The organism is Streptomyces sp. L7 (assembly GCF_050990935.1).
Taxonomy (GTDB): Bacteria; Actinomycetota; Actinomycetes; order Actinomycetales; family Microbacteriaceae; genus Leifsonia.
This window is the reverse complement of record NZ_CP194644.1, coordinates 4,059,645-4,084,287: the sequence shown is the minus strand read 5'-3', so window position 1 is coordinate 4,084,287 and position 24,643 is coordinate 4,059,645. Positions and strand designations below refer to the sequence as shown.

General features: G+C 70.6%; 20 protein-coding genes. 8 read left to right on the top strand and 12 right to left on the bottom strand.

Annotation, left to right across the window (positions count from 1 at the left end; genetic code table 11):
- Position 1: 1 nt before the first annotated feature.
- Both ACR5MH_RS20700 and ACR5MH_RS20695 read left to right on the top strand, forming a co-directional pair.
- The gene (locus ACR5MH_RS20700) at positions 2-1,006 is read left to right on the top strand and encodes a hypothetical protein (protein WP_431348895.1); all 1,005 of its coding nucleotides are present in this window, start codon (positions 2-4) and stop codon (positions 1,004-1,006) included.
- A gap of 139 nt (positions 1,007-1,145) precedes the next feature.
- Positions 1,146-2,849 carry a hypothetical protein gene (locus ACR5MH_RS20695; protein WP_431348894.1) on the top strand — a complete coding sequence of 568 codons (1,704 nt, stop codon included), beginning with the start codon at positions 1,146-1,148 and terminating at the stop codon, positions 2,847-2,849.
- Positions 2,850-2,921: 72 nt separating this feature from the next.
- On the opposite strand, the gene ACR5MH_RS20690 is transcribed toward ACR5MH_RS20695, so the two are convergent.
- The 7 genes from ACR5MH_RS20690 to ACR5MH_RS20660 form a co-directional block, all read right to left on the bottom strand.
- Positions 2,922-4,736, bottom strand: a complete 1,815-nt coding sequence (locus ACR5MH_RS20690; protein ID WP_431348893.1) for an ABC transporter ATP-binding protein — start codon at positions 4,734-4,736, stop codon at positions 2,922-2,924.
- Positions 4,733-6,577: an ABC transporter ATP-binding protein gene (locus tag ACR5MH_RS20685; RefSeq protein ID WP_433862110.1), complete on the bottom strand. Its 1,845-nt coding sequence runs from the start codon at positions 6,575-6,577 to the stop codon at positions 4,733-4,735. The genes ACR5MH_RS20690 and ACR5MH_RS20685 overlap by 4 nt, the downstream gene beginning before the upstream one ends.
- Positions 6,578-7,109: 532 nt before the next feature.
- Positions 7,110-7,895, bottom strand: coding sequence for a dimethylargininase (ddaH, locus tag ACR5MH_RS20680; RefSeq protein ID WP_433862682.1), 786 nt, complete (start codon positions 7,893-7,895; stop codon positions 7,110-7,112).
- A 524-nt stretch (positions 7,896-8,419) separates the two neighbouring features.
- The gene (locus ACR5MH_RS20675; protein ID WP_431348891.1) at positions 8,420-9,475 is read right to left on the bottom strand and encodes a Glu/Leu/Phe/Val dehydrogenase dimerization domain-containing protein; all 1,056 of its coding nucleotides are present in this window, start codon (positions 9,473-9,475) and stop codon (positions 8,420-8,422) included.
- A gap of 120 nt (positions 9,476-9,595) precedes the next feature.
- On the bottom strand, positions 9,596-11,176 hold the full coding sequence (gene purH / locus ACR5MH_RS20670; RefSeq protein ID WP_433862109.1) for a bifunctional phosphoribosylaminoimidazolecarboxamide formyltransferase/IMP cyclohydrolase: 1,581 nt from the start codon (positions 11,174-11,176) through the stop codon (positions 9,596-9,598).
- Positions 11,173-11,766 carry a phosphoribosylglycinamide formyltransferase gene (gene purN, locus ACR5MH_RS20665; protein WP_431348890.1) on the bottom strand — a complete coding sequence of 198 codons (594 nt, stop codon included), beginning with the start codon at positions 11,764-11,766 and terminating at the stop codon, positions 11,173-11,175. The genes purH and purN overlap by 4 nt, the downstream gene beginning before the upstream one ends.
- Before the next feature lie 9 nt (positions 11,767-11,775).
- Positions 11,776-13,092: a cell division protein PerM gene (locus tag ACR5MH_RS20660; RefSeq protein WP_433862108.1), complete on the bottom strand. Its 1,317-nt coding sequence runs from the start codon at positions 13,090-13,092 to the stop codon at positions 11,776-11,778.
- A gap of 655 nt (positions 13,093-13,747) precedes the next feature.
- Here ACR5MH_RS20660 and ACR5MH_RS20655 point away from each other — a divergent pair.
- Positions 13,748-14,377: a hypothetical protein gene (locus ACR5MH_RS20655; RefSeq protein WP_433862107.1), complete on the top strand. Its 630-nt coding sequence runs from the start codon at positions 13,748-13,750 to the stop codon at positions 14,375-14,377.
- A 27-nt stretch (positions 14,378-14,404) separates the two neighbouring features.
- Here the strand turns inward: ACR5MH_RS20655 and ACR5MH_RS20650 are convergent, their stop codons facing one another.
- On the bottom strand, positions 14,405-14,680 hold the full coding sequence (locus ACR5MH_RS20650) for a hypothetical protein (protein ID WP_431348887.1): 276 nt from the start codon (positions 14,678-14,680) through the stop codon (positions 14,405-14,407).
- Here ACR5MH_RS20650 and ACR5MH_RS20645 point away from each other — a divergent pair.
- The 3 genes from ACR5MH_RS20645 to ACR5MH_RS20635 are packed head-to-tail and all read left to right on the top strand — an operon-like array spanning position 14,679 to position 17,349.
- Positions 14,679-15,638: a peptidoglycan-binding protein gene (locus ACR5MH_RS20645; protein ID WP_431348886.1), complete on the top strand. Its 960-nt coding sequence runs from the start codon at positions 14,679-14,681 to the stop codon at positions 15,636-15,638. The genes ACR5MH_RS20650 and ACR5MH_RS20645 overlap by 2 nt on opposite strands.
- The gene (locus ACR5MH_RS20640) at positions 15,635-16,279 is read left to right on the top strand and encodes an ABC transporter ATP-binding protein (RefSeq protein ID WP_431348885.1); all 645 of its coding nucleotides are present in this window, start codon (positions 15,635-15,637) and stop codon (positions 16,277-16,279) included. Before ACR5MH_RS20645 ends, ACR5MH_RS20640 begins: the two co-directional genes overlap by 4 nt.
- A 20-nt stretch (positions 16,280-16,299) precedes the next feature.
- Entirely contained in the window at positions 16,300-17,349 is a 1,050-nt protein-coding gene (locus tag ACR5MH_RS20635) for a hypothetical protein (RefSeq protein ID WP_431348884.1), read from the top strand.
- A 63-nt stretch (positions 17,350-17,412) separates the two neighbouring features.
- On the opposite strand, the gene ACR5MH_RS20630 is transcribed toward ACR5MH_RS20635, so the two are convergent.
- The 3 genes from ACR5MH_RS20630 to sucC all read right to left on the bottom strand — a co-directional run bounded on the left by ACR5MH_RS20630 (position 17,413) and on the right by sucC (position 21,011).
- Entirely contained in the window at positions 17,413-18,798 is a 1,386-nt protein-coding gene (locus tag ACR5MH_RS20630) for a hypothetical protein (RefSeq protein ID WP_433862106.1), read from the bottom strand.
- Positions 18,799-18,941: 143 nt separating this feature from the next.
- On the bottom strand, positions 18,942-19,829 hold the full coding sequence (gene sucD / locus ACR5MH_RS20625; protein WP_115697861.1) for a succinate--CoA ligase subunit alpha: 888 nt from the start codon (positions 19,827-19,829) through the stop codon (positions 18,942-18,944).
- A gap of 18 nt (positions 19,830-19,847) precedes the next feature.
- Positions 19,848-21,011, bottom strand: coding sequence for an ADP-forming succinate--CoA ligase subunit beta (gene sucC, locus ACR5MH_RS20620; protein WP_431348882.1), 1,164 nt, complete (start codon positions 21,009-21,011; stop codon positions 19,848-19,850).
- A gap of 234 nt (positions 21,012-21,245) precedes the next feature.
- Between sucC and ACR5MH_RS20615 the strand changes: the two genes are divergently transcribed.
- Both ACR5MH_RS20615 and ACR5MH_RS20610 read left to right on the top strand, forming a co-directional pair.
- On the top strand, positions 21,246-22,745 hold the full coding sequence (locus ACR5MH_RS20615; RefSeq protein WP_431348881.1) for a hypothetical protein: 1,500 nt from the start codon (positions 21,246-21,248) through the stop codon (positions 22,743-22,745).
- Positions 22,742-23,572: an oxygenase MpaB family protein gene (locus tag ACR5MH_RS20610; protein ID WP_431348880.1), complete on the top strand. Its 831-nt coding sequence runs from the start codon at positions 22,742-22,744 to the stop codon at positions 23,570-23,572. The genes ACR5MH_RS20615 and ACR5MH_RS20610 overlap by 4 nt, the downstream gene beginning before the upstream one ends.
- Positions 23,573-23,619: 47 nt before the next feature.
- On the opposite strand, the gene ACR5MH_RS20605 is transcribed toward ACR5MH_RS20610, so the two are convergent.
- Positions 23,620-24,639, bottom strand: coding sequence for an FUSC family protein (locus tag ACR5MH_RS20605; RefSeq protein ID WP_431348879.1), 1,020 nt, complete (start codon positions 24,637-24,639; stop codon positions 23,620-23,622).
- Positions 24,640-24,643: the final 4 nt, after the last annotated feature.

Below are 24,643 nucleotides of genomic sequence, written 5' to 3'. Positions count from 1 at the left end.
GATGTCCGCCCCAACCCGAACCGCCTTCCCGAACGGCGCCGCCCGAACGGCCGCCGAGGCGGTGGCGGCGGACCTCGGCCGCCTCCCACTGGTCGTCCTCGACCTCGACCGCGCCCGCCGGCGGTACACCGCTCTCCGGGACGCCTTCCCCTGGGTCGACGTGCTGTACGACGTCAGCGCGCTGGCGCACCCCCGGCTGCTGGCCGCCATCGCGGACGCGGACGGCGGCTTCGCCGTCGCCCACGACCAGGCGCTCCCCGCGCTGCTCGCCGCCGGAGTCGGCGGCCGGCGCATCCTGCACGCCACTCCGGCCACCCACCCGCACGAGTCGCGCGGCGCGTACGACGCCGGAGTCCGCCACTTCGTGGTCGACGGATCGCACGCGGTGGAAAGCTTCGCCGGGGCCCCCGGCGACCTGCGCGTCCTCCTCCGGCTGCGATCGGGGCTCCCGCCCCGGCCCGCGCACCGCGCCGCCGGCGGGATGGCCCCGGACGAGGCGGTGTCCGCAGCCGAGGCCGCACGCGGGCTCGGCGTCCGGATCGCGGGGCTTTCCCTCACCGTGCCGGAGGACGGCAGCCCCGCCGAGTACGTGGCGGAGATCGTCCGGGCGGTCGGCGTTGCAGCCGACATCGAGGCGGCCACCGGGTGCCGACTGCACATCCTCGACCTCGGCGGCGGCTTCCCCGGCCGCGGCGGCGAGCGTCCTGCCGACCGGGCGGAACTGGCGCGGGCGATCCGCGGCATCGTCGCCCCAGCGACCGCGGGCGTCACCGTGACCGCCGCGGCCGGGCGCGCGGTCACCGCGGGATGCGTGGCCGTCGTCACCGACGAGACCCGGCGCGACGTCGACCCGGCGACGGCCGGCGAGTTGATCGACGCGGGGGCGGAGGTCGTGGTGCTCGACACCGGCTCCTCGCCGCTGCACCACCTCCCGCTGCTCCGCCTCCCGCTCAGGCGCGGCGGCGGCTCCCAGCACCGCGTCGTCCGAAGGGCGCCACGCGACTGATCCGCACAGACCTGGCCGGCGACGGGCCGTCAACCCAACCCGTATCCAACCCCTTGGCCCGTCCCGACCACGGCGACAAGCCCCGGAACCCTCATCGAGGGGCCGGGGCTTGTCCGTCGTGCCGTGTATCGTGTGGGATGTGAAATTGCTATCCATCCTCACGGCCGGTGCGGTGCTGAGCGTCTCGGCTGTCCCCGTGGTCGGCGCCGCACCCGCCGCCGCAGCCCCTTCCGTCTACACCGTCACCGGCACCGTCTTCCACGACGCCGACCGCGACGGCGTCCTCTCGCTCGGCGACCTCCCGCTCGCGCAGGCCGCGGTGGAGCTCTACGGCAGCGCGGAGGACGCCGCGTCCCGCATCGGCGCACTGCGCACCGTGACCACCAACGCGCTCGGCGTCTATACGGCGGCCAAACTCCCCGCCGGCAGGTATTACGCCGCCGCGAGCGCCGAGGGCTACCGGCCGGGGGCCGTGGCCGAGACCACTGTCCAGGGCCTGTCGCTGATCGGCGTCGCGGACGTCGCCGCCACGAAGCAGACGGACCTCACCGCGACGGTGTTCGACGACAGCAACGGCAACGGTGTCGCGGACGCCGGCGAGGGCAGCCTCAACGGCAGGACGCTGATCTTCATCGACGTCCTCGCCGCCAAGAAGGCGATCGAAGACGGCTCGCTGGCCTCGATCGACGTCGGCTCGGCGGTCGCCGGCGCCCTCGGCGGCTCGCTCGACCTCGGCGACGCCATCCGGTTCCGCACGACCGCGAACGGTCAGCCCCTCACCTTCGCCGACGTCCCGGAGGGCGCCTACGTCGTGATGCGCTCGCCGTTCAACCTGACGTTCGGCGACCTCCTCGCGAACACCTCCCGCGTCACCGCGCTCATCGACCTGATCAGCTCCGGCAGCGCCGACGAGCTCCTCGCGATGGACCCGGCTCTGCTGTCCACGGGCGACATCAGCACGACGCCGCGCAACGAGTACCTGAACAGACTCGCCTCCGGGCTCTCCCGCGCGGTCGCCGCGGTCGACCAGGCCGACACCGAGAAGCTGCTCGGGGCGGACGCGTCCGGGCGGCTCGGTTCCCTCACCGGCACGGTCGCCCAGGTCGCCGCCCTGATCTCCGGCATCCCCGCCACGCACTTCGCGGTGGTCGACCACTGGGGAACCGGCTACCAGCTCACCGACCTGAAGGTGAAGAAGACGACGAACTTCCTCTTCGGCGTCCGTCAGCCGGTCAGCCTCACCGGCACCGTGTTCAACGACTCGAACGCCAACGGCAAGAAGGACGGCCTCGAGACCTCCGAGTCGGTGACCCTGACCGCGTACCGAGCGGACGGCACCGTCCTGGGCAGCACCACCACGCCGTCACTCATCGGATCGTACAAGCTGGGCGACCTCCCGTACGACACCGACATCTACGTGGGCCTGAGCGGCACCGCCAAGACGCCGTCGGTCCGCTACTCGGGCGAGGTTCCGGCCGCGCTCACCGACGTGACCCTGATCGGCCTGTACCGTCTCGCCGGCGAGGAGACCCGCAACTCCCTCTCGCAGGACATCGGCCTCGCCACGCTGACGGCTCCGACCGCGACCGTCGGCGCCGTGTCGGCGTCGGGCACGGCGACGCTCACGCTGACGAACAAGACCTCGGCGGTCGTGAGCATCGGCTACAGCCTCAACGGCGGCGTGAGCACCGCGTCGACGGTCCCCGCGAAGCCCCTCATCGGATCCGCCGGGACACGCACCATCACCCTCACGGGCCTGACGCCCGGCGAGAACACGGTGGCGATCGACTGGTCGGCCGGCGTCTACGAGGGCGGAACCGTGACGCTGTCGGTCCTCCGCTGATTCCCGCCGACAGCACGAAGGTCCCGGAAGGAACGATCCTTCCGGGACCTTCGCCGTTCGGCCCCTCTGGTCTCAGACCAGCGAGTCCCGCCATGCGGCGTGGAGCTGGGCGAACCGGCCCGTGCCCGCGATGAGCTCGTCCGGCGAGCCGTCCTCCACCACACGGCCGTGCTCCATGACGAGCACGCGGTCCGCGATCGCCACCGTCGACAGGCGGTGGGCGATGATCACGGCGGTGCGGTCGGCGAGCAGCGTCTGCAGCGCCTCCTGCACCAGGCGCTCGCTCGGGATGTCGAGCGAGCTGGTCGCCTCGTCCAGGATCAGCACCGCCGGGTTCGCCAGGAACGCCCGGGCGAACGAGATGAGCTGCCGCTGACCCGCGGACACCCGGCCGCCGCGCTTGTTCACGTCGGTGTCGTAGCCGTTCGGCAGCCCCGCGATGAACTCGTGGGCGCCGACCGCGATCGCGGCCTCCTCGATCTCCTCCCTGGTCGCGTCCGGCTTGCCGAGTGCGATGTTCTCGGCGACCGAGCCGCTGAACAGGTAGGCCTCCTGCGTCACCATGACGATCGCGCGGCGCATGTCCTTGGGATGCATGTCCCGCAGATCCACGCCGTCGAGCGTGACGGAGCCCTCGCTCGGGTCGTAGAACCGCGAGATCAGCTTGGCCAGGGTCGACTTGCCAGCGCCGGTCGAGCCGACCAGCGCCACCGTCTGCCCGGCAGGGATGTCCAGGCTGAACTCCGGCAGGATGACCCGATCGCGCTTGTACGCGAAGGTCACCTCGTCGAAGCGTACGTGGCCTTCTGCCGTCCACAGGTCGACCGGCTGCACGGGATCCGGAACGCTCGGCTCCTCCTCCAGGACACCCGAGATCTTCTCGAGGGCCGCAGCGGCCGACTGGTAGGAGTTGTAGAACATCGCCATCTCCTCCATCGGGTCGAAGAACCGGCGCGTGTAGAGCAGGGTCGCCAGCAGCACGCCGATCGCGAGCTGCCCGTCGGCGACCCGGAAGCCGCCGACGAGCAGCACGGCGCCGACCGTCAGGTTGCCGATCATCACCAGCCCGGGGTCGAAGATCCCGAAGAGCTGGATGACGCGCGCGTTGACGTCGCGGTAGTCCTCCACGAGGCCGCCGAACTCCTTCTCGTTGCGCTTCTCCTTGCGGAACGCCTTGACCGCGCGGATGCCGGTCATGGTCTCCACGAAGTGCACGATCAGCTTCGCCGACGCGACCCGCGAGATGCGGAACAGCACCTGCGAGCGCTTCTGGAACCACCGGGTCAGGAAGTACAGCGGCACCAGCGAGCAGAGCAGCACGACGCCGCTCACCCAGTCGAGCCAGAACAGCGCGATCGCGATGAACAGCATGTACAGGAAGCCCTGCACGAGCTGGTTGATGCCCGAGTCCAGCAGCTCGCGGATGGAGTCCAGGTCGCTGGTCTGCCGCGAGATGATGCGGCCGGACGTGTACGACTCGTGGAACTCCAGCGAGAGCTTCTGGGTGTGCAGGAACACCCGCTTGCGCAGGTCGATCAGGATCGCCTGGCTGATCCGCGCGCTCAGGACCGTGTACCACGCGATCAGGACGGCGCCGATGACGCCGGTGACGAGGTACGCGATGCCGGCGGCGGCGACCGGCAGCCAGTTCTGGCTCTGCAGCGCCGTGATGCCGTTGTCGATGCCGAACGCGATGATCGCGGGCCCGGCCACCTGACCGGCCGTGCTGATCACGACGACGATCGCGGTGAGCACCAGCCGGGTGCGCAGCGGGCGCAGCAGCGAGCCGAGCAGGCGCAGCGAGCGCCGGCGGATCTGCCGGCTCTCCTCCTTGTTGAGGTCGTGGCGCTCTTCGCCTTCGACGCCCAGGACAGTCGCGGTGCTCACAGGTTCACCTCCTGAAGGGTCTTCTCGTCGCGCTCCTCTTCGAGGGAGGAGAGGACGAAACGGTAGTGCTCGTTGGACACGAGCAGGTCGTGGTGAGTGCCGACCGCGGTGATGCGGCCGTCCTCCAGCAGCGCCACCCGGTCGGCCAGCGTCACCGTCGACGGACGGTGCGCGACGACCAGGGCGGTCGTGGAGGCCAGGACCCGGCGGAGGGCGGCCTCCACCAGCGCCTCGGTGTCGACATCGAGCGCGGACAGCGGGTCGTCCAGCACCAGGATGCTGGGCGCCGCGGCCACGGCACGCGCGAGCGCGAGACGCTGCCGCTGGCCTCCGGACAGACTGAGCCCCTCCTCGCCGACCTTGGTCTCGACGCCCTCCGGCAACTCGTAGACGAAGCCGGCCTGGGCGATCTCGAGCGCCTCGGTCAGGATGCGCTCCGCCTCCGCGGAGGCCGGGTCGAGCCCGTCGCGGCCGAGCAGCACGTTGTCGCGCACGGAGGCCGAGAACAGCGTCGCGTCCTCGAACGCCATGGCGATGGCCTTCCGCAGGTCGTACCGGGTGAGGTCGCGCACGTCCACGCCGTCCACCTTCACCGCGCCGCCGGTCACGTCGTACAGGCGCGTGGTGAGCGCGGTGAGCGTCGACTTGCCGCTTCCGGTCAGACCGACCAGCGCCATCGTCTCCCCCGGCCGCACCGTGAGGTCGATGCCGTCGAGGAGGTCGGGGAAGCGCTCCGGCGAGTCCTGGTAGCGGAAGTGCACGTCGTCGAAGACGAGCTCGCCGCGGGGCTCCGCGATGTGCTTCGGCTCGGCAGGGTCGGTGATCGTGTTGACCTCGTCCATGACCTCGAAGAACCGGTCGGCCGCGGTGCGGGTGTCGAACGTCATCGAGAGCAGGAAGCCGATCGACTCGATCGGGAACCGCAGCACGGTCGCGGTCGCGAAGAACGCGACCAGCTCGCCGACCGTCAGCTCGCCCTGCGCGGCCAGCCACACGCCGACCACCAGACAGATGCCGAACGCCACATCGGGGATGAGCAGCAGCCACAGCCAGATGCCCGCAATGGCCTTCGCCTTCTCGATCTCCGTGCCGCGGAGCGCCTCCGCCTGCGACTCGAACTTCTTCAGCGCGTGCTTGCCCCGGCCGAACGCCTTGAGGACGCGGATACCGTGCACCGATTCCTCGACGGCCGTCGCCAGGTCGCCGGCCTGGTCCTGGCTGCGTCGGGCGACGATCGAGTACTTCTTCTCGAAGACGAAGCCGTAGATCCACAGCGGGACGGACAGCACCAGGAAGATCAGGCCGAGGATCCAGTTCCAGCCGATCAGGATGGCGAAGCCGACGATGATGGTGACCACGTTGACGACGAGCAGCACGATGCCGAACGACAGCCAGCGGCGGATCAGGCTCAGGTCGCTGACGGCGCGCGACAGCAGCTGGCCGCTCGGCCACTTGTCGTGGAACGACACGGGCAGGTCCTGCAGCTTCTCGTACAGTGCGTTGCGCATCCGCGCCTCGACGTGGGTGCCCGGGGTGAGCACGAACCAGCGTCGCAGCGAGATGAACACCGCCTCTGCGGCCCCGAGCCCGACGACGAGCAGCGCCGCCGGCCACACGGCGGCCGAGTCGCCCGCGGAGAGCGGGCCGTCGACCAGCCAGCGGAGCACCTGCGGGATGCTCAGGGCGACCAGGCTCGCCAGCAGCGCGGCGACCATGCCGAGCAGGATCCGGGGCGCCGCGGACTTGGCGAACGGCAGGATGCGGAGCAGGGTGCGCACAGTCCCCGAGCGCTTCTTCTCTTCTGTTTGCGGAGGATGCTGATGGGTTTCAGCGATAGACATGAGTTCCGTTTTCTCTTCGTGCGTTTCTTGTCTTCTTGGTGGGGTGCGGGGTCGGCTCCGACCCGGTGAGGCGTGCTGAGAGGTCGCCGAAGGAATGCGTCTACGAGAGCGTGACGTGCAAGGGCCACGGATGCCCCGTGCGGTTGCCCTGGGCGGGTGCCGGCGACAGTCAGCCGGAAGCGCGTACCTGCCTGGGACCTACCAGGCGGGGGCCGGCTCCGGGGACGCGTACGCGGCGGCGACGAGCCCGAACACGATCACGGTTCGTGTGTTCTCCGTCGTTGTCATGGCGACCTCCCCTAGCCCGATGCGTCTTCCGAGTGCTGCGACAAGGCAGCCCTACAGAATATTCCCAGGATCTCTCAGAGCGCAAGAGCGAGTTTCCGATCCGCCACGATTCGTGCCGAATGTGGCCTCCCGCGCCACCGAAGTCGACATTCGGCACGAATCGCATCGTGGCGATTCGTGCCGAATGTCGCGAATCGCGGCGCTATTGCCGCGATTCGTGCTGAATGTTGAGTGCCGCTCCGCCTCAGCGGATGCGGATCGAGAGGCAGGTGACGCAGCCCTCGAGCTTCTCGAACTCCGAGATGTCGACCTGGATCACCGTGTAACCGAGGTCCTCCACCAGCGCGACCGAGCCGGGCGCGGACGACGACATCAGCACCGTCTGGTCGTCGAGGACGACGACGGCGGTGCCGTGCGCCTCCGGGACCGGCAGGAAGCGCTGGAAGATCCGCGGGTCGTCCACGATCGGCTCGTACCCGATCACGGTGCCGTCCGGGAGGGCGGTGACAGCGGTCTTCAGGTGCAGCGCCTTGGTGACCGGCACCGCGACCACGGTATAGCCGAGCGGGGCGGCGAGCGCGCGCAGCTGGCGGATGCCCTCCGCGTTGGTGCGGCCGCCACGACCGACGTAGACGGTGTCGCCCACCTTCAGGACGTCGCCGCCGTCGAGCGTGCCCGGCTCCTCGATGCGCTCCAGTCGGAGACCCTGCGCCCGCAGCGCGGCCTCGGTGCCGGCGATCTCCGGGCGACGCGAGTCGGCGCCCGGGCGGGTGATCACGGCGGTGTCGCCGAAGACCACGGCCGTGTCCTCCACGAACACGGAGTCGGCCAACTGGTCGGCGCTGGCGACCTCCACGGTCTGCCAGCCCGCGGCGGAGAGCGCCGCGACGTAGTCGTCCCACTGCTTGTCGGCGAGCTCGCTGTCGACGGCCTCGCGCTCGATGTGGGTGATGAGGCCCTCGCTGAGGTTGCCTGCGGGGATGCGCACGAGCGCGATCTTGCGGGAGGTCGGGGCACCCTGCGACTCGATGGCGCCGAACACGGCGAAACCGGCGGTCGGGAACGCGATGGCGACGGCGAGCCAGAACGGGAGGTTGATCCCGATGAACGACGACGCGATCTGGCCCCACGCCTGGCCTGTGAGCGTGACGTTCAGCGTCGAGAACAGCACGAGCGTGCCGATCGCCGCGCTGATGAGGCCGACCAGGATCCCCGCGACCACCGCGATCCAGCGACGGTCGTACGCGCCCAGCAGGGCCGCGATCGCGGCGAGGACGAACGCGGCGAGCGCGTTCCAGGCCACGTAGGGCGTGATGCTCCCGAGCACGGCGGAGTTGAGCTGGTTCGCCACCAGCAGCACGAGCGTCGCGACCACCAGGCCGATGGCGGCCACGGCGACGGCGGACACGATGGAGGCGACGAGCCGGCGGGCCCAGGAGGAAGTCATGCGAACGAGCCTATCCGACCGCTCCCTATGCGAATGCTGGCATACGTCGGCGGCGGGCAGGCGTCCCGCTATCGGCCACGGCGGCCGATAGCGGGACGCGGAGGAACTCACGCGTGCGCGGGCTCCCGCAGGCGCGCCAGCGCGATCTCGTCGGCGGCCGCCAGCGTGGTGATCCCGCGCTCGGCGGCGACGTCGAAGACGCGCGCCACGATGTCGCCGATGGCCTCGACGCGCTGGCGCGTGGCCTCGGCCGACGGCTCGTCCTCGTTCATCATGGCGAGGAAGATGACGCCGCCGGCGTTGACGACGAAGTCGGGCGCCCACAGGATGCCGCGGGCGGCGAGGCGCTCGGCGCCGGAGCGCTCGGCGAGCTGGTTGTTCGCCGGACCGACGACCGCCTTGACGCGCAGCTCGTCGATCACGGTGTCCGTCAGGACGCCGCCGACGCCGGCCGGGACGAACAGGTCGCCCTCCACGCGGTGCGCCTCGTCCGGCTCCACCCAGGTCGCCCCGAGGGCGTCCGCGAGGGCGCGCTTGGCCGGGTTGACGTCGGTGACGGTGAGCACGGCGCCCTCGCTGGCGAGCCGCATGGCGATGATCGAGCCCACGTGGCCGAGGCCGAGCACGGTGACCCGGCGGCCGGCGACGTCGCGGCTGCCGGTCACGCGCTCCAGAGTTGCGAGCAGCCCGGCGTAGACGCCGGCGGCGGTCGCGTCGCTCGGCTCGCCGACGCCGCCCTCCGCGGGCGGGAGGCCGCACACGTTGGCGGTGCGGGTCGCGACGACGGACATGTCCTCGGCGCTCGTGCCGACATCCTCCGCGGTCATGTAGCTGCCGCCCAGGCTCTCGACGGCGTCGCCGAGGTCGAGCATGACCTCGTAGCGCTCGGTCGGGCTGAGCTGGTGGCCGCGCGGCAGGTAGACGACGGCCTTGCCACCGCCACGATTGAGGCCGGCGGCGGCGTTCTTGAACGTCATCCCCTCGGCCAGGCGCAGGGAGTCGGCGACGGCCTCCTGCCAGGAGTCGTAGTTCCACACGCGGCAGCCGCCGAGAGCGGGGCCGAGGACGGTGGAGTGCACCGCGATGCTGATGGTGAGGCCGCTGCGCCTCCCCTTCACCACGTGCAGTGTTTCATGCGGAAGGTCGGTGGGCAGGACGGACATCGGTGTCTCCTCGTGGGATCGCGGTGAATGCTGAGGGTCTTGTGGACCGTCGTCTATTCTCCGCGACCCCGCGGGGCGATGCAATCCGCCGAGCCCAGGCCCGGTGGAGTGGTCACGGTCTCAGTGGAAGAAGTGGCGTTCTCCGGTGAAGTACATCGTCACTCCAGCCGCCTTCGCCGCGTCGATGACGTCCTCGTCGCGGATCGAGCCGCCCGGCTGCACGATCGCGGACACGCCCGCGGCGATCAGGATCTCCGGGCCGTCCGCGAACGGGAAGAACGCGTCCGAGGCCGCCACCGAGCCCGCGGCCCGATCGCCCGCACGACTGACGGCGAGGTTGCAGGAGTCCACCCTGTTGACCTGGCCCATGCCGACGCCGACGGAGGCGCCGTCCTTGGCGAGCAGAATGGCGTTCGACTTGACCGCACGGCACGCCTTCCAGGCGAACTCGAGGTCGGCGCGCGTTGCGGCGTCGGCCTCCTCGCCGGAGACCAGCGTCCAGCCGCTGGAGTCGAACGCATCGAAGCGGTCGGCGTCCTGCACCAGCACGCCGCCGGAGAGCTGGCGGAACTCGGTCGCCGACCGCGCGTAGCCCTCGGGCAGGCGGAGGATGCGGAGGTTCTTCTTGGTCTGCAGCAGCTCCAGCGCCTCCGGCTCGAAGTCCGGGGCGATGAGCACCTCGGTGAAGATGCCCTTCACCGTCTCGGCCATCGCGAGCGTCACCGTGCGGTTCGCCGCGATCACGCCGCCGTACGCCGACACCGGGTCGCACTCGTGCGCCTTGCGGTGGGCGTCCGCGATGTCGTCGGAGACCGCGATGCCGCACGGGTTGGCGTGCTTGATGATCGCAACGGCCGGCTCGGTGAAGTCGTACGCGCTGCGCAGCGCCGCGTCGGCGTCCACGTAGTTGTTGTACGACATCTCTTTGCCGCCGAGCTGCGTCGCCTGGGCGATGCCGCGGCCGGCGGGGTCGGCGTACAGCGCCGCGGCCTGGTGGGAGTTCTCACCGTAACGGAGGGTCTGCTTCAGCTCGGCGCGCACCTCGAACCGCTCGGCGAAATCGGCGGTGGAGGGCGCCTCCCCCGCGAACCACGCCGCGACGGCACCGTCGTAGGAGGCCGTGTGCGCGAACGCCTTCGCAGCCAGCCCGCGGCGCTGGTCGAAGCTCGTCCCGCCTGCGGCGACCGCCTTCGCGACCTCGGCATAGTCCTCCGGCGAGACGACGATCGCGACGTTGGCGTGGTTCTTGGCCGACGCGCGCACCATCGCCGGGCCGCCGATGTCGATCTGCTCCACCACGTCGTTGCCGACCGCGCCCGAAGCGACAGTCTCCACGAACGGGTAGAGGTTGACGACGACGAGCTCGAACGGCTCGATGCCGAGATCCTTCAGTTGCTCCTCGTGCGAGGCGAGCCGCAGGTCGGCCAGCAGGCCCGAGTGGATGGCGGGGTGCAGCGTCTTCACCCGGCCGTCGAGAGACTCCGGGAACCCGGTGACGCTCGCGACATCGGTCACGGCGTGGCCAGCGTCGCGGATGGTCTGCGCGGTGGAGCCCGTCGACACGATCTCGACGCCGGCCTCTGCCAGCGTCGCGGCGAGGTCGAGCAGGCCGGTCTTGTCGCTGACCGAGATCAGTGCGCGGCGGATCGGGACGACGTCCCGTTCGCGGTAGAGGCTGGCGTCGTGGCGGGGTCCGCTCATACTCGGGAGAGCTCCTTGAGGTCGATGTGTCCGTTGGCGATGTCGAGGACGGCGTCGATCAGCAGCCGTCGCTCCACGGGTTTGATGCGTTCGTGCAGGCTGGCCTCGGTGTCGCCCGGCACGATCGGGACGCGTTGCTGGCTGATCACGGGGCCGGCGTCGACGCCGTTGTCGACCACGATCAGGCTGGCGCCGGTCTGGGTGGCGCCGGCGGCGAGCGCGTCCCGGACGCCGTGCGCGCCGGGGAACTCGGGCAGGTAGGCCGGGTGGGTGTTGATCAGGTGCGGCGAGAGGCCGTCGACGACGCGCGGGGGCAGCAGGCGCATGAAGCCGGACAGGATGACCAGGTCGGGCTCCCACAGCCGGATCTGCTCCAGCAGGGCGTCGCCCCACTCCTCCCGGCTGTCGTAGGACGTGTAGGGCACCGTGAACGACGGGATGCCGAACTCCTCGGCGTGGTCGAGCCCGTCGGCCTCCCGGTCGGCTCCCACCGCGACGACACGGGCCGGGAACTCGGCGTCGGAGGCGGCCTCCAGCAGCGCACGCAGATTGGAGCCACCACCGGAGATCAGCACGACGATCGAGAGCACGCGACCAGCCTACCCATCCGGGGAGGCGCGCTCCGACCGGCGATGGCGTGCTCGGCGCTCAGCGCCGGATGCGGGCTCCCGCCAGCAGGCCGATGACGGCGGCGACCGCCACCTCCCCGCCGCGAGCGCGCCGACCAGCCACGGGTTCGGTCCGACATCGTGGAGACGTCCGGGGCCGAGGGCTCCGGAGGACCACCAGGCCAGGAGGCCCAGCTCGATTCCCGCGACGACGCCGATGCCGAGCGCGGTGAGAACGAGCGCCAATGCCCCGTCCGTCTGGGCCCTCCTCGTGCCGCGCAGCAGGGCGGCGGCGAGGAAGCCCGCCAGCAGGGGCACGATCACACCCGCCAGACCGAAGGTGTAGCCGTGCGCCGGGATGACGCCGAAGAGCGGGACGCCCGGAAGCGGGCCGAGCGCGGTGCCGATCGGGCTGACCGTGGACCCCGTACCGATGGCGAACCCGGGCCCGACCAGCCAGGACATCAGCCAGACGACGAGGTTCGGGAGGAACGCGAGCTGGGCGATGGTCAGGGCGATGCCGCCGGCGACACCGGTCTGCAGCTGCTCGTAAAGCCCGATGATCGCGCCGTAGTTGCCGAAGATGAGAAGCGTCAGGAGCAACGCGGACAGGCCGATGACGATGGCGGTCGCGGCGCTCCCGGCGCGCAGGGCCCCGAGGACCGCGGTGCGGACCGGGGCGGGGACGGCGGCGACCCGGGAGCGGGCCGCGACGGCGACCGGCGCGGGGGCGCCCCGGCCCGGCGCCGAGCGGTCGTCGCGCGCCCCGTCGGCGTGGTCGGTGGACGGCTCCCGCACGCCGCGGAGCGCCGCGAACACGAAGCCGATCCCGATGCCGAGCGCGTAGACGAAGGTGGGGAGCACGAAGCCCCGCCAGAGCGACGGCTGCACGAGCTCGCTGCCTCCGGTCGCCGTGACCACGACGGAGATCAGGAAGAACACTGCGATGGCGGAGACGGCGCCGGTCGAGCGGTACGGCGTCTCGGCCGCACGCAGCCCCGTGCGCACTCCGAGCCCGGCGGTGAGCGCGGCGAATCCCAGGAGTGCGATCGTCACCTGGAACGGCGCGGCGGCGGCCGGGAGGCCCAGGGATCCGACGAGCTGCGGGTCCAGCGTCACGGTGAGGTCGACGCCGTGCCCGATCAGCCAGATGTCCGCCGTCGCCCGCCAGACGATCGCGAAGTCGCCGGCGAGATGATATTGCGCCGCCCACAGCACGGTGAGCGGGACGAGGCAGACCGCGAGCCCGATCGCCGCGACGATGACCGCCTCGAGCGCGGCGAGCAGGGCGACGGTTGTGCGATTCATGACCGGATGGAGCCTACCCGCCGGGCGGTCGCCCACCCCGCAGACACTTCGGGGCTCTGGAGACGGTCATGGTTTCATCGCTGGGGCACGCACCCCGCGGGCCCGGTTTCGGCGTGGATGCCGACGGCCGATACTCGCACAGCGTTCCTGCCCGCAAACACTCGCGGCCGCTCTGACTAGACTGGTGAGATAAACATCTTGCGTCTATACGTCTTGAATTTTACTATCTTCTCTGTTTGGCTATGGCCATGAAAAAACACGTACCATCCGCTCCCGCGTCGCCGCTGGCGCCATCGCTGTCGCTGCGTCGGTCGGCCTCGCCGTCGGCACGGCAGTGCCGGCGAACGCGGCGATTTGGCACTACGTGTCGTCGTCGTGGGTAGAGGCGTACGCGGGGGCGACGTCCAACACAGCGAGCGACGGGATGATGCAGGCGTACGCAGTGCTCGGCAACGACTAGAAGTGGGGCGCACGCTCGTCAAGCTCGACGCTCGCGGTGGTCAACGGATTCAACATGACCCACAAGGCCCAGTTCTTCCGCGACGGCAAGCTGATCGTTTCGAGCTGACCTCCACGAGACGGAGACGGAGACGGAGAACTCGCTTGCACGAACCCGTCTCCGTGTCCCATTCACGGCTCCACTCCGAAAGCACACATGACTCCCTCTCTGACGCGAATCGCCTCCGCGATCGCAATGGTCGCGTTCGCCGCGCTCATCGGCGGCTGCTCCTCGCAGCACGCGGCTGGGGACAAACTGGCTGACTCGTTCGCTGCTCTCATCAGCGAGAAACTCACCGGCCAAGTGACAGACTTCGAGACGCAGGTGCTCGAGCGCGCGTTGGATCGCGGAACGATTTCACAGAGCGATTATGAGGAAGCGCACGACCGCTATCGTGAATGCATGGCCCAGCACGGGGTCGAAACCGAAGAACTCCGGTTCCCCAATGGAGTCATTCACGAGACTCCGCCGAAGCCGGACGATGAATTCTCGGTTGAACGTCTGGTCGAGTTGGACTACACGTGCGCACGTTCCACGATCGTCGTCATCGACGAGCTCTATGTGGTGCAACAGGGCAATCCTGGGCTCCTCCGCGACACCGCGGCCGCAGGCGCGGCGTGCCTTCACCGCGAGAAGCTCGCACCTTCTTCGTTCGGTCGCGACGACTTCGAGTCGGCGTTCGGACCCGGGCACGACGACTACGACGCCCTCCCTTTCGACGTCAAAGACGAGAGGGTGCAGATGTGCCTGTTCACAGCGCACATCGTGATCGGATTCGGGGAATGACGAATACCGCTTTTACACGACCGGCAGCTATCGTCGGCACGCGACCCCGGCTCGTCGCGACGACGGCGTGCGCTTCACGCGGAGCGGGGAGGCCAGGAAGACCGCGTCGTCGTTCACGGCGATCGACGAGCCCGACGGCGTCTTGCATGCCGATCCGGACCTTCTTAGCGACCATTCGCAAGCCGGCGAGGCCAATGACGCCTCCCCGTACAGCATGGTCATCGGGTTGCCCGAGTGATCCGCCGAATCCTGCTCCCTGTCGCCACGGCTCTCGTCGGGCTGGCCGGCGGCGTCGTCCTCCATGCTCGCATTCGCCCCGTCCGCACCCGAGGGGCTCCAGCCGTCGGCCCTTCCGAGCACACTCGGCCTCACGGAGATCGAGTTCCGGGACGAGCGCTCCATGGGCCTGACCGCCACCGTCGACCGCACCGCCCCCATCGCCCTGAACACGAACGGGATGGTGACAGGCTCCGGGTGCGTCTCCGGCGGGACGATCCGAAGCGGGGACGTGATCGCGCACGTCGACGCGGCGCCGGTCGTGGCGCTCGCGAGCAGCACACCCCTCTTCCGCGACCTCGTTCCCGGCGATGAAGGAACCGACATCGCCGCTCTACGGCATGCGCTCCGCGGGCTCGGGTTCGACGTGGACGCCGAAGGCCCATACAGCGCCGCCGTCCGAGACGCCCTCAAGGACCTCCAGCGTCGCACCGGGGTGACACCAGCCGACGGCTCGCTCCGGATCTCTACGGTCGCGTGGCTCCCCGCACCCTCGGTAGCGGTGTCGTCCTGCGAGGTCACCGTCGGCGAGCGCTACGACACCGGCAGTCCCTTCGCAGAGGTGCCCGGCATGCTGCGCTCACTCGCCCTCGTCGCCGGAGAGACGACCGCGCTTGTCCCGGGCGACCGCACGATCCGACTCGGAGCCCACGAGTTCGGGATGCCCGAAAGCGGTGTCATCGAGGACCGCGCCAACCTCGACGCGGTCGCCGCGTCGCCCGAATACCTGGCGAACGCCGCGAAGCCCAAGGACACCGCGTTGACTGTCTCGACGCGACTCGTCGCCCCGCTTCGCGTCGTCTCCGTGCCGCCCGGCGCCGTCATAGGTGTGGCGGACGCCCGGTGCGTACAGCTCGAAAGCGGGGAGACGACCGCGGTGCGGATCGCGGCGAGCCGGCTCGGAACGTCCTATGTCGTCTTCTACAGCGACATTCCCGACCGGATCCGGATCGGGTCCGCGGTGACGGCGAAAGACTGCGGGTGAGCACGGGCAGCGGCGCGCGATTGGAGGTCGACGACGTCGGACACGCCTTCACCCGTGGCGTGCCGATCTTCCAGGGCCTCACCTCGACGATGTCGCCCGGTGAGGTCTGGGCCGTGACCGGGCCGTCCGGGTCGGGCAAGTCGACGTTCCTCTCGCTCCTCGCCGGCTGGGAGGCGCCGACAGCCGGGAGGATCAACCGCGTCGGAATCGACAGCACCGGCTGGGTATTCCAGAACCCGCATGGCCAGGCGCGCCGAACCGCGATCGATCACGTGGTCTACCCGCTCATCGCGCGCGGCGCCGCTCGGGCGGAGGCCGTCGGGCGGGCGGAGCGCATCCTCGGCGAGCTCGGCCTCCGCGCTCTCGCCGATCGCACCTTCTCTCAACTCTCGGGCGGGGAAGCCCAGCGGCTCATGCTGTGCCGAGCGATCGCCGCCGGCCCCGACCTCCTGCTGGTCGACGAGCCGACCGCACAGCTGGACCGCGCCAATGCCTCGACAATCAACGGCATCCTCCGCTCGCTCGCCCGCATCGGCGCAATCGTCGTCGTCGCCACCCACGACCCGGACACTGTCGCCGCGTGCAGCCATCGATTGAAGCTCGATCGGACACCCGGCGCGTCGGACGTCGAACCGTCGTGAGGCTCACCCCCTTCCGGTCCATGGCCGGCGAGAGCCGACGAAACGTCGCGACCAGTCCGCTGCGTTCGTTCATTCACGGGGCAGTCCTCGCGTCCCTGATCGTCGCGAGTGCGCTCCTCGACGCGGTGATGATCGCCGGACTGGAACGCCAGGCCGACGCCTTTCGAGCAGCGGGCGGCGCGACACGGGTACTCTCGTCGCCCGCCGCGATCGACCGCGACCTCTGCGAGAGGCTCCCGACAGCGGCCGGGTTCGCGGCCTCCGGCTCGCTCGCACAAGGAGAGTCCATCTCGTTGCTCGAAGCCGGATCCAGCACACTCCCGGTCTACGAAATCAGCCCTGGACTCGCCGCGCGCCTGGGGATCACCGACACCGGAGCCGGAGGGGTGTACCTCGCTACGACGTTCGCGGCCGAACTCGGCGCGGATCGCGGCACTGTCCTCATGGCGCGAGACGGTCCCGTGACCGTCCTCGGGACGTTCGCGCCCGGCCCGCGCGAAGGCGGCGAGGCCCGGCTCTCGTCTGCTCTCATCTCGATCGTCGCGCCGACGGGCAGCGCATCGGAGTGCTGGGCGGACACCTGGCCGGCCACCCGCGATCGCGACCCGCTCCTGCTGACGGCGCTGTCACCCGATGCGTCCTCGAAGGAGACCTCGCTCGACCCGCTGAATCCGGTGGCCGGGCAGGTTTTCACGGGCGTGGAGGCCTTCGCCGAGCGCGCAACCCGGTACACACCAGCCCTCGCTGCCGCCGGCGCGCTGGTCCTCGGCGTCGCGTACTCCCGCGGCCGCCGTCTGGAGCTCGCCGGTTCGCTTCACGCCGGCGCCAGTCGCGCCTTCGTCATGGGGACGATGCTGGCCGAGGCCACGCTGGTCGGCCTCCCCGCGTCGGCGGTGGCGGCCCTGGTCTCCGTCGCGGTCGCGCTCCTCCTGCAGATCGATATGGGCACGCTGCTTCCTGTGCTGGCGCTCCCAGCCGGGACCGCGGTGGCGATGTTTGTGCTGGGCGTCGCTGCGGCGGCCTCCACAGTTCGGGAAAGCGACCTGTTCGCGCTGTTCAAAGCGCGCTGACCAACGGACTCCGACGTCCGGAGCCCTGATCCTCTCCGAGGCACCCCGCAGACACTTCGGGGCTCAGGAGACGGTCATCACCTCGGTGTCGTCGTCGGCGTTCTCCGGGACGGTGATGACCGGCCGCTGGACGAGCTCCAGGATGGCGATGACGACCGCCGCGATCACCAGCGTCCAGATGATGAGCGACGGCGTCAGCGGGCGCACGAACAGGACGACCGCCGCCGCGATGACCGCGACCGCGGCCCGCAGCAGCACCCGCTGGGCGTACAGCCACGCCCCCACCCGGCCGGTGGTGATCCCGTGGCGCTCGGCCGACTCCCGCGCCCAGGTCACCCCGGAGCCGAAGAAGCCGCGCAGCTTGCGCGGCACCCCGAACGGCCCCGAGTACCAGCCGACCAGGGCGACGACGATCGCCAGCACGAGCACGGCGACGCCGGTGTCCTTCATCGCCGTCGAGACGGTCGTGTACAGGGTCGTCGCCACTCCCGCCGGCACCAGGCCGGGGGACGCCGAAGCGATGAACACGATCTGGCCGATCGCGATGGCGGACACCACGACGATCATCGCGATGGCCAGCGCCGACGCGGCTCCGATCAGGGCGAGGGCGCGGCGACGGGCCACGATCACGCCGAGCGCGAGCAGGCCGATCGAGACCCAGGGCAGCCACGCGCCTGCGACGAGAGCGAGGTTGTAGAAGACCTGGATGGTGGGGATGGACGAGTTCTGGGCGACGGTGATCGTCTTGTCGATCGTCGGGATGCGGGACGCGAAGGTGATGCCCTGATCGACCAGGCGCTGTTTGACCTTGTCGATGATGGGTCCGAGCTGGATCCCGACCGAACCGTCCTTGCCGATCGCGATCGCCGCCTGCGGATTGCCCTGCATCGTCGCGACGAGCTGGGTGTGACTGACCCGCAGGGCGTCCTGCCACACCTGTGCGAACGCGTCGGAGGCCACGAACCGGCCGACGGTGGTCTGGATCAGCGACACGATGCCCTGCGCGAGCGGCGCCTTGAGGGCGTCGAGCGCCTTCGTCGCCACGGGCCCGGTGCCCAGGCCGGTGATGCCGTCGATCACCTGCGAGGTGAGCTGCGGGATGTCGACGTGCTGCTGGATGACTTTGACGGTCTCGTCGGTGACGTAGGCCTGGACGCCCGGGTCGTTCGCGAGCGGCGCGTAGGTGGCGACGAACGCGTCCGTATCGGTGAGCTGCACCTTCGCCCAGGAGGCCACCACCGCGACGGGGGCGAGGATCGCGCCGATCACGATCAGCACGACGGCGAGCAGGGTCCACCCCCAGCCGCGCTTGTGCGTGGGTTCCGGCGCGGGTGCGAGGTCCGGCAGCGGCTCGGTGGAGTTCGGGTCCAGCCGGCCCCTGAGCGTCGCGTTCTCGGCTTCGAGCGCCGCGATACGACGCTCCAGCTCGGCGTTCGTCAGACGTGGCATCGCATCCCCTCCCGGACGGTGGTGCTCACTGTAGCGCCGCCGTACCGGCGGCGGGCAGGCCCCGATCCCGGTTGTGGAGAAACGGATCGGGGCCGGACTCCGTGGAGGAGTCCGGCCCCGATCGGCGGATTCGAGCGGTGCCGTTACAGCGCCGCGTAGACCTCGCGCAGCAGCGCGGCGGTCTCGGACGGGGTCTTGCCGACCTTCACGCCCGCAGCCTCCAACGCCTCCTTTTTCGCCTGCGCCGTGCCGGCCGAGCCGGACACGATCGCACCGGCGTGGCCCATCGTCTTGCCCTCGGGCGCGGTGAAGCCGGCCACGTAACCGACGACCGGCTTGGTCACGTTGGCCTTGATGAAGTCGGCCGCGCGCTCCTCGGCGTCGCCGCCGATCTCGCCGATCATGACGATCGCCTTGGTCTCCGGGTCGGCCTCGAACGCGGCGAGCGCGTCGATGTGGGTGGTGCCGATGACCGGGTCGCCGCCGATGCCGATGGCGGTCGAGAAGCCCAGGTCGCGCAGCTCGTACATCATCTGGTAGGTCAGCGTGCCGGACTTGGAGACCAGGCCGATCGGGCCCTTGCCGGTGATGGTCGCCGGGGTGATGCCGACGAGCGACTCACCCGGGGTGATGATGCCGGGGCAGTTCGGGCCGATGATCCGGGTCTTGTTGCCCTTCTCCTTGGCATACGCCCAGGCCTCGGCCGAGTCCTGCACCGGGATGCCCTCGGTGATGACGACGAGCAGCGGGATCTCGGCGTCGATGGCCTCCACCATCGCGTCCTTGGCGAACGCCGGCGGCACGAAGATGATCGAGACGTCCGCGCCGGTCTTCTCGATGGCCTCCACGACCGTGCCGAAGACGGGGAGCTCGACGTCGCCGTGGGTCACGGTGGTGCCGGCCTTGCGGGCGTTGACGCCGCCGACGACCTGGGTGCCCGCCTTCAGCATGAGCGCGGTGTGCTTGGTGCCCTCGCCGCCGGTGATGCCCTGGACGATGACCTTGGAGTCCTTGTTGAGGAAGATAGACATTCTCTGATTCGTCCTTGCTTACTTCGCGGCCAGCTCGGCGGCCTTGTCGGCGCCTTCGTCCATGGTGAGTGCGAGGGTGACCAACGGGTGGTTCGCCTCGTTGAGGATGCGGCGGCCCTCCTCGACCTTGTTGCCGTCGAGACGCACGACCAGGGGCTTGTTCGCCTCGTCGCCGAGGATCTCCAGTGCCTTCACGATGCCGTTCGCGACCGCGTCGCAGGCGGTGATGCCGCCGAAGACGTTGACGAAGACGCTCTCGACCTGCGGGTCGTTGAGGATGACGTCGAGGCCGGCCGCCATGACCTCGGCGGACGCGCCGCCGCCGATGTCGAGGAAGTTCGCCGGCTTGACGCCCTTGTGCTTCTCGCCCGCGTAGGCGACGACGTCGAGGGTGGACATGACCAGGCCCGCGCCGTTGCCGATGATGCCGACCTGACCGTCGAGCTTGACGTAGTTGAGGCCGGCCTTCTTGGCCTTGGCCTCCAGGGGGTCTGCGGCTTCCGCGTCTTCGAGCGCCTCGTGGTCGGCGTGACGGAAGTCCGCATTCTCGTCGAGGGTGACCTTGCCGTCGAGGGCGATGATGTCGCCCTCCTCGGTCAGCACCAGCGGGTTGACCTCGACCAGGGTCGCGTCCTCGCCGGTGTAGACGTCGTAGAGCTTGACGAACACGTCGGCGACCTTCGCGACCAGGTCGTCGGGAAAGCCCGCGGCCTTGGCGATCTCGGTGGCCTTCGCGGTGTCGATGCCGCCGCGCGGGTCGACCTCGATGCGCGCGAGCGCCTCGGGCTTCTCGACCGCGAGCTGCTCGATCTCCATTCCGCCCTCGACGCTTGTCAGCGACAGGTAGGAGCGGTTGGCCCGGTCCAGGAGCACCGAGAAGTAGAACTCGCGGGCGATGCGCGCGCCGCCGGCGACCATGACCCGGCGGACCACGTGGCCCTTGATGTCCAGGCCCAGGATGGCCTTGGCGGCCTCCTCGGCGTCGTCCGGCGTCTTGGCGACCTTCACGCCGCCCGCCTTGCCACGGCCCCCGACCTTGACCTGCGCCTTGACGACGGTGACGCCGCCCAGCTTCTCCGCGGCCGCACGGACCTCCTCCGGAGTGTCCGCGACAATGCCCGGAAGGACCGGGACGCCGTACTTCTCAAACAGGTCTCTGGCCTGGTACTCGAATAGATCCACGGTTATCCAATCCGCTGATGTCCGGCGCGCTCGTGGCGCTCCGGCGGTTATCTCCTGGGCGGTCCGGCGGGAGAATAGCTCGACGCCGAGATAAATTCGCCAGTGAGAACTTTAGCGCGTCCGACTGAACAGCCCGAATCCGTTTCTCCTCCACAGGGCGACGCGTCGCACAACCTCTCCACGGATTCGCCCGAATCCGCCCGCGGCCGGTCCGTCGCCGCGACGGTTGAGGGCATGACACATCGCATCTCGAATCTCGTGACCGTCTTCGTCCTCGCCGGCCTCGCTGTCTTCCTGGGCATGCTGCACGCGCTCGTCGCATCCCCCGACGCCCGCGCCCTGACCGGAGCCGGCCACGGCCCCGGCTACCTCTCCCACGACGGCTGGTGGCTCGGAACCTACCGCCTCGACGACGGCGCCCAGGGCTTCTGTCTGAACGCGGGCAAGCCGAGCCCCACCGGCAACGGCTACGACTACACGGACGCCGCGGCGCTCGGCTGGTACACGCCGGAGCAGTCGGCCTCGCTCGCGTACATCTCCCGCACCTGGGCGGGAACCGATGACCGGCTCACCGCCGCCGCCGGGCAGATCGCGACCTGGCTGGTCGCGGGCCTGGGCGGCCACACGCCGGATGAGCTCGCCGCCCGAGCCGGGTCGGACGCCGGCAGGGTGCTCGCCCGGGCGAACGAGATGGTGGATGAGGCAGCACGCCTCGGCTCGACCGCGGTGCGGGCGGACGCCGTGCTCGAGCTGGCGGAGGCCGGCCCCGGCCGGGTGCGGGTCGAGCTCGCCGTCCTCCGGCCCTCCGGGACCGAGCTCCTGGCTCCTGGCCAGCACCGGGCACGAGTGTCGCTCGCCGGGGCGACCTTCGCGGACGGCGCCGGCGACGCCGAGGTTCCGACCGGGACGGACGTGGCGATCGTCCCGTCGGGCGAAGCGGTGAGCGTGACCGTGAGCGCTGCGGCCTCCCTCGACGCCCTGCCCTACGGCGACCGGCTGCTGGTCGCCGCTCCGCACGGGGACGCCCAGGCCGTGCTCGTGGCGGTGCCCGCGACGGCGGAGGCGCGCGCGGCGGCGTCCACGACGGGACCCTCCCCGCTGCCGTTCCAGCCTGTGGTGTCGACGGTGACCAGCACTCCGGAAGCCCTGCCCGGCGCGCTGATCCATGACCGGCTCACCGTCTCGGTCGACGTCGCGGACGGGCTCCTGCCGTCCTGGGGCGTGCGCGCGGTGGACGACGGCTTCGAGCCGGTGGAGGCCGTCGTGGAGAGCACACTGTACGGTCCCTTCGACGCTCCCCTGGCGCAGTCGCCGGACGTTCCCGACGGGGCTCCGGAGGTCTGCACGGTGGAGACGACGGTGAACGGCACCGGCGAGTACGACACCCCGGAGTGCGCCATCCCGGCCGCGGGGCACTATGTCTGGGCCGAGCGGATCGATCCCGAGCGCGTGGTCGCGGGAGGCGGCGCCGAGCGGATCCGTCCCTGGCGGTCGGCGTTCGGCGTAGCCACGGAGATCACCCTGGCGTCGGTTCCCATGGTCCCCGCGCCGGAGGAGCCTGCGCCCGCGCCGATGGCGCCGGCAGTGCTGGCGGACACCGGCGGCTCCTGGGCAGCGGAGGCGTGGCCGGCGGCGGTCGGCCTCGGGGCCGCCGGAACCGCGCTGCTGACCGGCACGCTCGGATGGCGGCTGCGTCGCGGGAACACAGCATCCCGTTGCAGGATTGACGCATGACCACCGCCCGCACCGTCCGTGGCCCCGGAGCGTCCGGGCAGCTCACGTACCTGCAGCTCACCGGCGAGGCGCTCTGCCTCGCCGGTGGCGGCCGGGCGCTGCTGCTGCAGATCGCGCATCCGGCGGTGGGGCGCGGCGTCGTGGAGCACAGCGACTTCGCCAACCGGATGCTGGATCGGTTCCACGCCACGATGACCTTCGTCTACGCCGCGACCTTCGCGACGCCTGCCGAGTTCGACGTGGTCCGCCGGCGGGTCAACCGCGCGCACGCGCCCGTTCGCGGCACGGCCACCGGCTCGGAGCCGGCGTACAGCGCCTTCGACCGGGAGTTGCAGCTCTGGGTGGCGGCGACCCTCTATGCGACCATGGTCGACCTCGGTGAGCGTGTCTTCGGTCCGCAGGACCCGGCTGCGCGGGAGGAGCTGTACCGCGAGGCGACCCGCTCCGGAGCCGCGCTCCGAGTCCGCCCCGAGGACTGGCCGGCCTCCGAGGCCGCCTTCCAGGACTACTGGCACGACATGATCGGCCGGCTCCGCGTGACGGACGCCGCGCGCGCGGTGGCGCGGCAGATCCTGCATCCCCGGGGCGTGCCCCTCTGGCTCCGGGCCGCACTCCCGGACGCCCGGATCGTCACGGCCGGGCTGCTGCCGCCCGCGGTGCGGGACCAGTTCGAGCTGCCGTGGACCCCCTCGATCGAGCGCGCCTTCGAACGCCGGATGCAGGTGGCGGAGGCGGTCTACCCGCGGCTCCCGATGCGACTCCGGCAGCGTCCGCGCGACCTCTACCTGCGCCGGTTGCGGCAGTCGCTGGCCGAGGACGGCGGCTAGTCGGCGCCCCGAAGGACCGGCCGGCCCGCGACGTCCCCAGAGAGCGGCTAGCCCGCGAGCCCTCGCGATCGCTCGACCCAGCGCGCGAGCAGCACCAGGCCGATCCCGATGGCGGCGCCCAGCACGGTCTCGAACACGCGGTCGATGAGCAACGTGCTGAGCGGCGTCGGGGAGGCCAGGTGCGACACAGCGAGCGCCATCGGGGTGATGAAGAGCAGGGCCGAGCCGTAGTGACGGCCGACCAGCATCTCCGCGAAGAACTGGCACACCACGATCACCACGATCACCACGAGTGCCGGCGGCCCCCACACCAGCACGAGTGCTGCCACGAGGACGCCCCCGATGGTGCCGAAGATCCGGTGCAGCGAACGGGCGATCGAGTGCGCGGCGCGCGCAGGAGGGATGACGGCGACCAGGCTCACCACCGCCCAATAGGCGTGGCCCAGCCCGAAGGCGAGGGCGACGCCGCCCGCGAGGAGGACGCCCACGGCGTTCTGCGCCGCGGTCAGCCAGACGCGGCCGTCGCGCAGCACGCTCGTGTCCACGCCCGGGCGACGGTGCAGCTTCTTCAAGAGCACCGCGCCCGTTCGCGCAGCGCGGTCGCCCGCCGCACGGCGCAGCAGCCATCCCGACATCGTCAGCAGCCACGAGAACGCGGCGACGGCGGCCGCGAGGCCGATCCGGCCCCAGGCCTCCGCGGCAGGGGTCGGGATCGCCGCGCACACCAACAGGGCGAACACGAAGAACAGCGGCTGCGCCGGGAGGAGCTGGAAAGCGGTCGCGAAGAAGGTCCCGACCACGACCACCGCGACCAAAAGGACCGTCACCAGTACCAGCGGCTCGCCCAGCACCGCGACCAGGACGCCGAGCGCGATGCTCGCCAGCAGCGCGACCGCGGCCACCGAGACGCTGCGGAGGCGGAGCCGGTAGGGCTCGTTGCGGCCGTACAGCGCAGTGAACGCGCCGAACGTCGCGTACGCCGCGAGGTCGAGGCGTCCGACCGCGAGCAACAGGAGCAACGGCACCGCGACCGCCGCGGCGGCCCGGAAGCCGACCTCGACGCTCATCGAG

Excerpts from the sequence above, each read along its gene's own strand:
- ACR5MH_RS20675 (WP_431348891.1), bottom strand. The coding sequence starts at position 9,475 with ATGTCCGTCCTGCCCACCGACCTTCCGCATGAAACACTGCACGTGGTG.
- ACR5MH_RS20685 (WP_433862110.1), bottom strand. The coding sequence starts at position 6,577 with ATGTCTATCGCTGAAACCCATCAGCATCCTCCGCAAACAGAAGAGAAG.
- ACR5MH_RS20700 (WP_431348895.1), top strand. The coding sequence starts at position 2 with ATGTCCGCCCCAACCCGAACCGCCTTCCCGAACGGCGCCGCCCGAACG.
- ACR5MH_RS20655 (WP_433862107.1), top strand. The coding sequence starts at position 13,748 with ATGACTCCCTCTCTGACGCGAATCGCCTCCGCGATCGCAATGGTCGCG.
- ACR5MH_RS20650 (WP_431348887.1), bottom strand. The coding sequence starts at position 14,680 with ATGGAGGACGACGCCGCCGGCCAGCCCGACGAGAGCCGTGGCGACAGG.
- sucD (WP_115697861.1), bottom strand. The coding sequence starts at position 19,829 with ATGTCTATCTTCCTCAACAAGGACTCCAAGGTCATCGTCCAGGGCATC.
- ACR5MH_RS20660 (WP_433862108.1), bottom strand. The coding sequence starts at position 13,092 with ATGAATCGCACAACCGTCGCCCTGCTCGCCGCGCTCGAGGCGGTCATC.
- ACR5MH_RS20635 (WP_431348884.1), top strand. The coding sequence starts at position 16,300 with ATGGCCGGCGAGAGCCGACGAAACGTCGCGACCAGTCCGCTGCGTTCG.
- ACR5MH_RS20610 (WP_431348880.1), top strand. The coding sequence starts at position 22,742 with ATGACCACCGCCCGCACCGTCCGTGGCCCCGGAGCGTCCGGGCAGCTC.
- ACR5MH_RS20645 (WP_431348886.1), top strand. The coding sequence starts at position 14,679 with ATGCTCGCATTCGCCCCGTCCGCACCCGAGGGGCTCCAGCCGTCGGCC.
- purH (WP_433862109.1), bottom strand. The coding sequence starts at position 11,176 with ATGAGCGGACCCCGCCACGACGCCAGCCTCTACCGCGAACGGGACGTC.
- ACR5MH_RS20630 (WP_433862106.1), bottom strand. The coding sequence starts at position 18,798 with ATGCCACGTCTGACGAACGCCGAGCTGGAGCGTCGTATCGCGGCGCTC.
- ACR5MH_RS20615 (WP_431348881.1), top strand. The coding sequence starts at position 21,246 with ATGACACATCGCATCTCGAATCTCGTGACCGTCTTCGTCCTCGCCGGC.
- ACR5MH_RS20605 (WP_431348879.1), bottom strand. The coding sequence starts at position 24,639 with ATGAGCGTCGAGGTCGGCTTCCGGGCCGCCGCGGCGGTCGCGGTGCCG.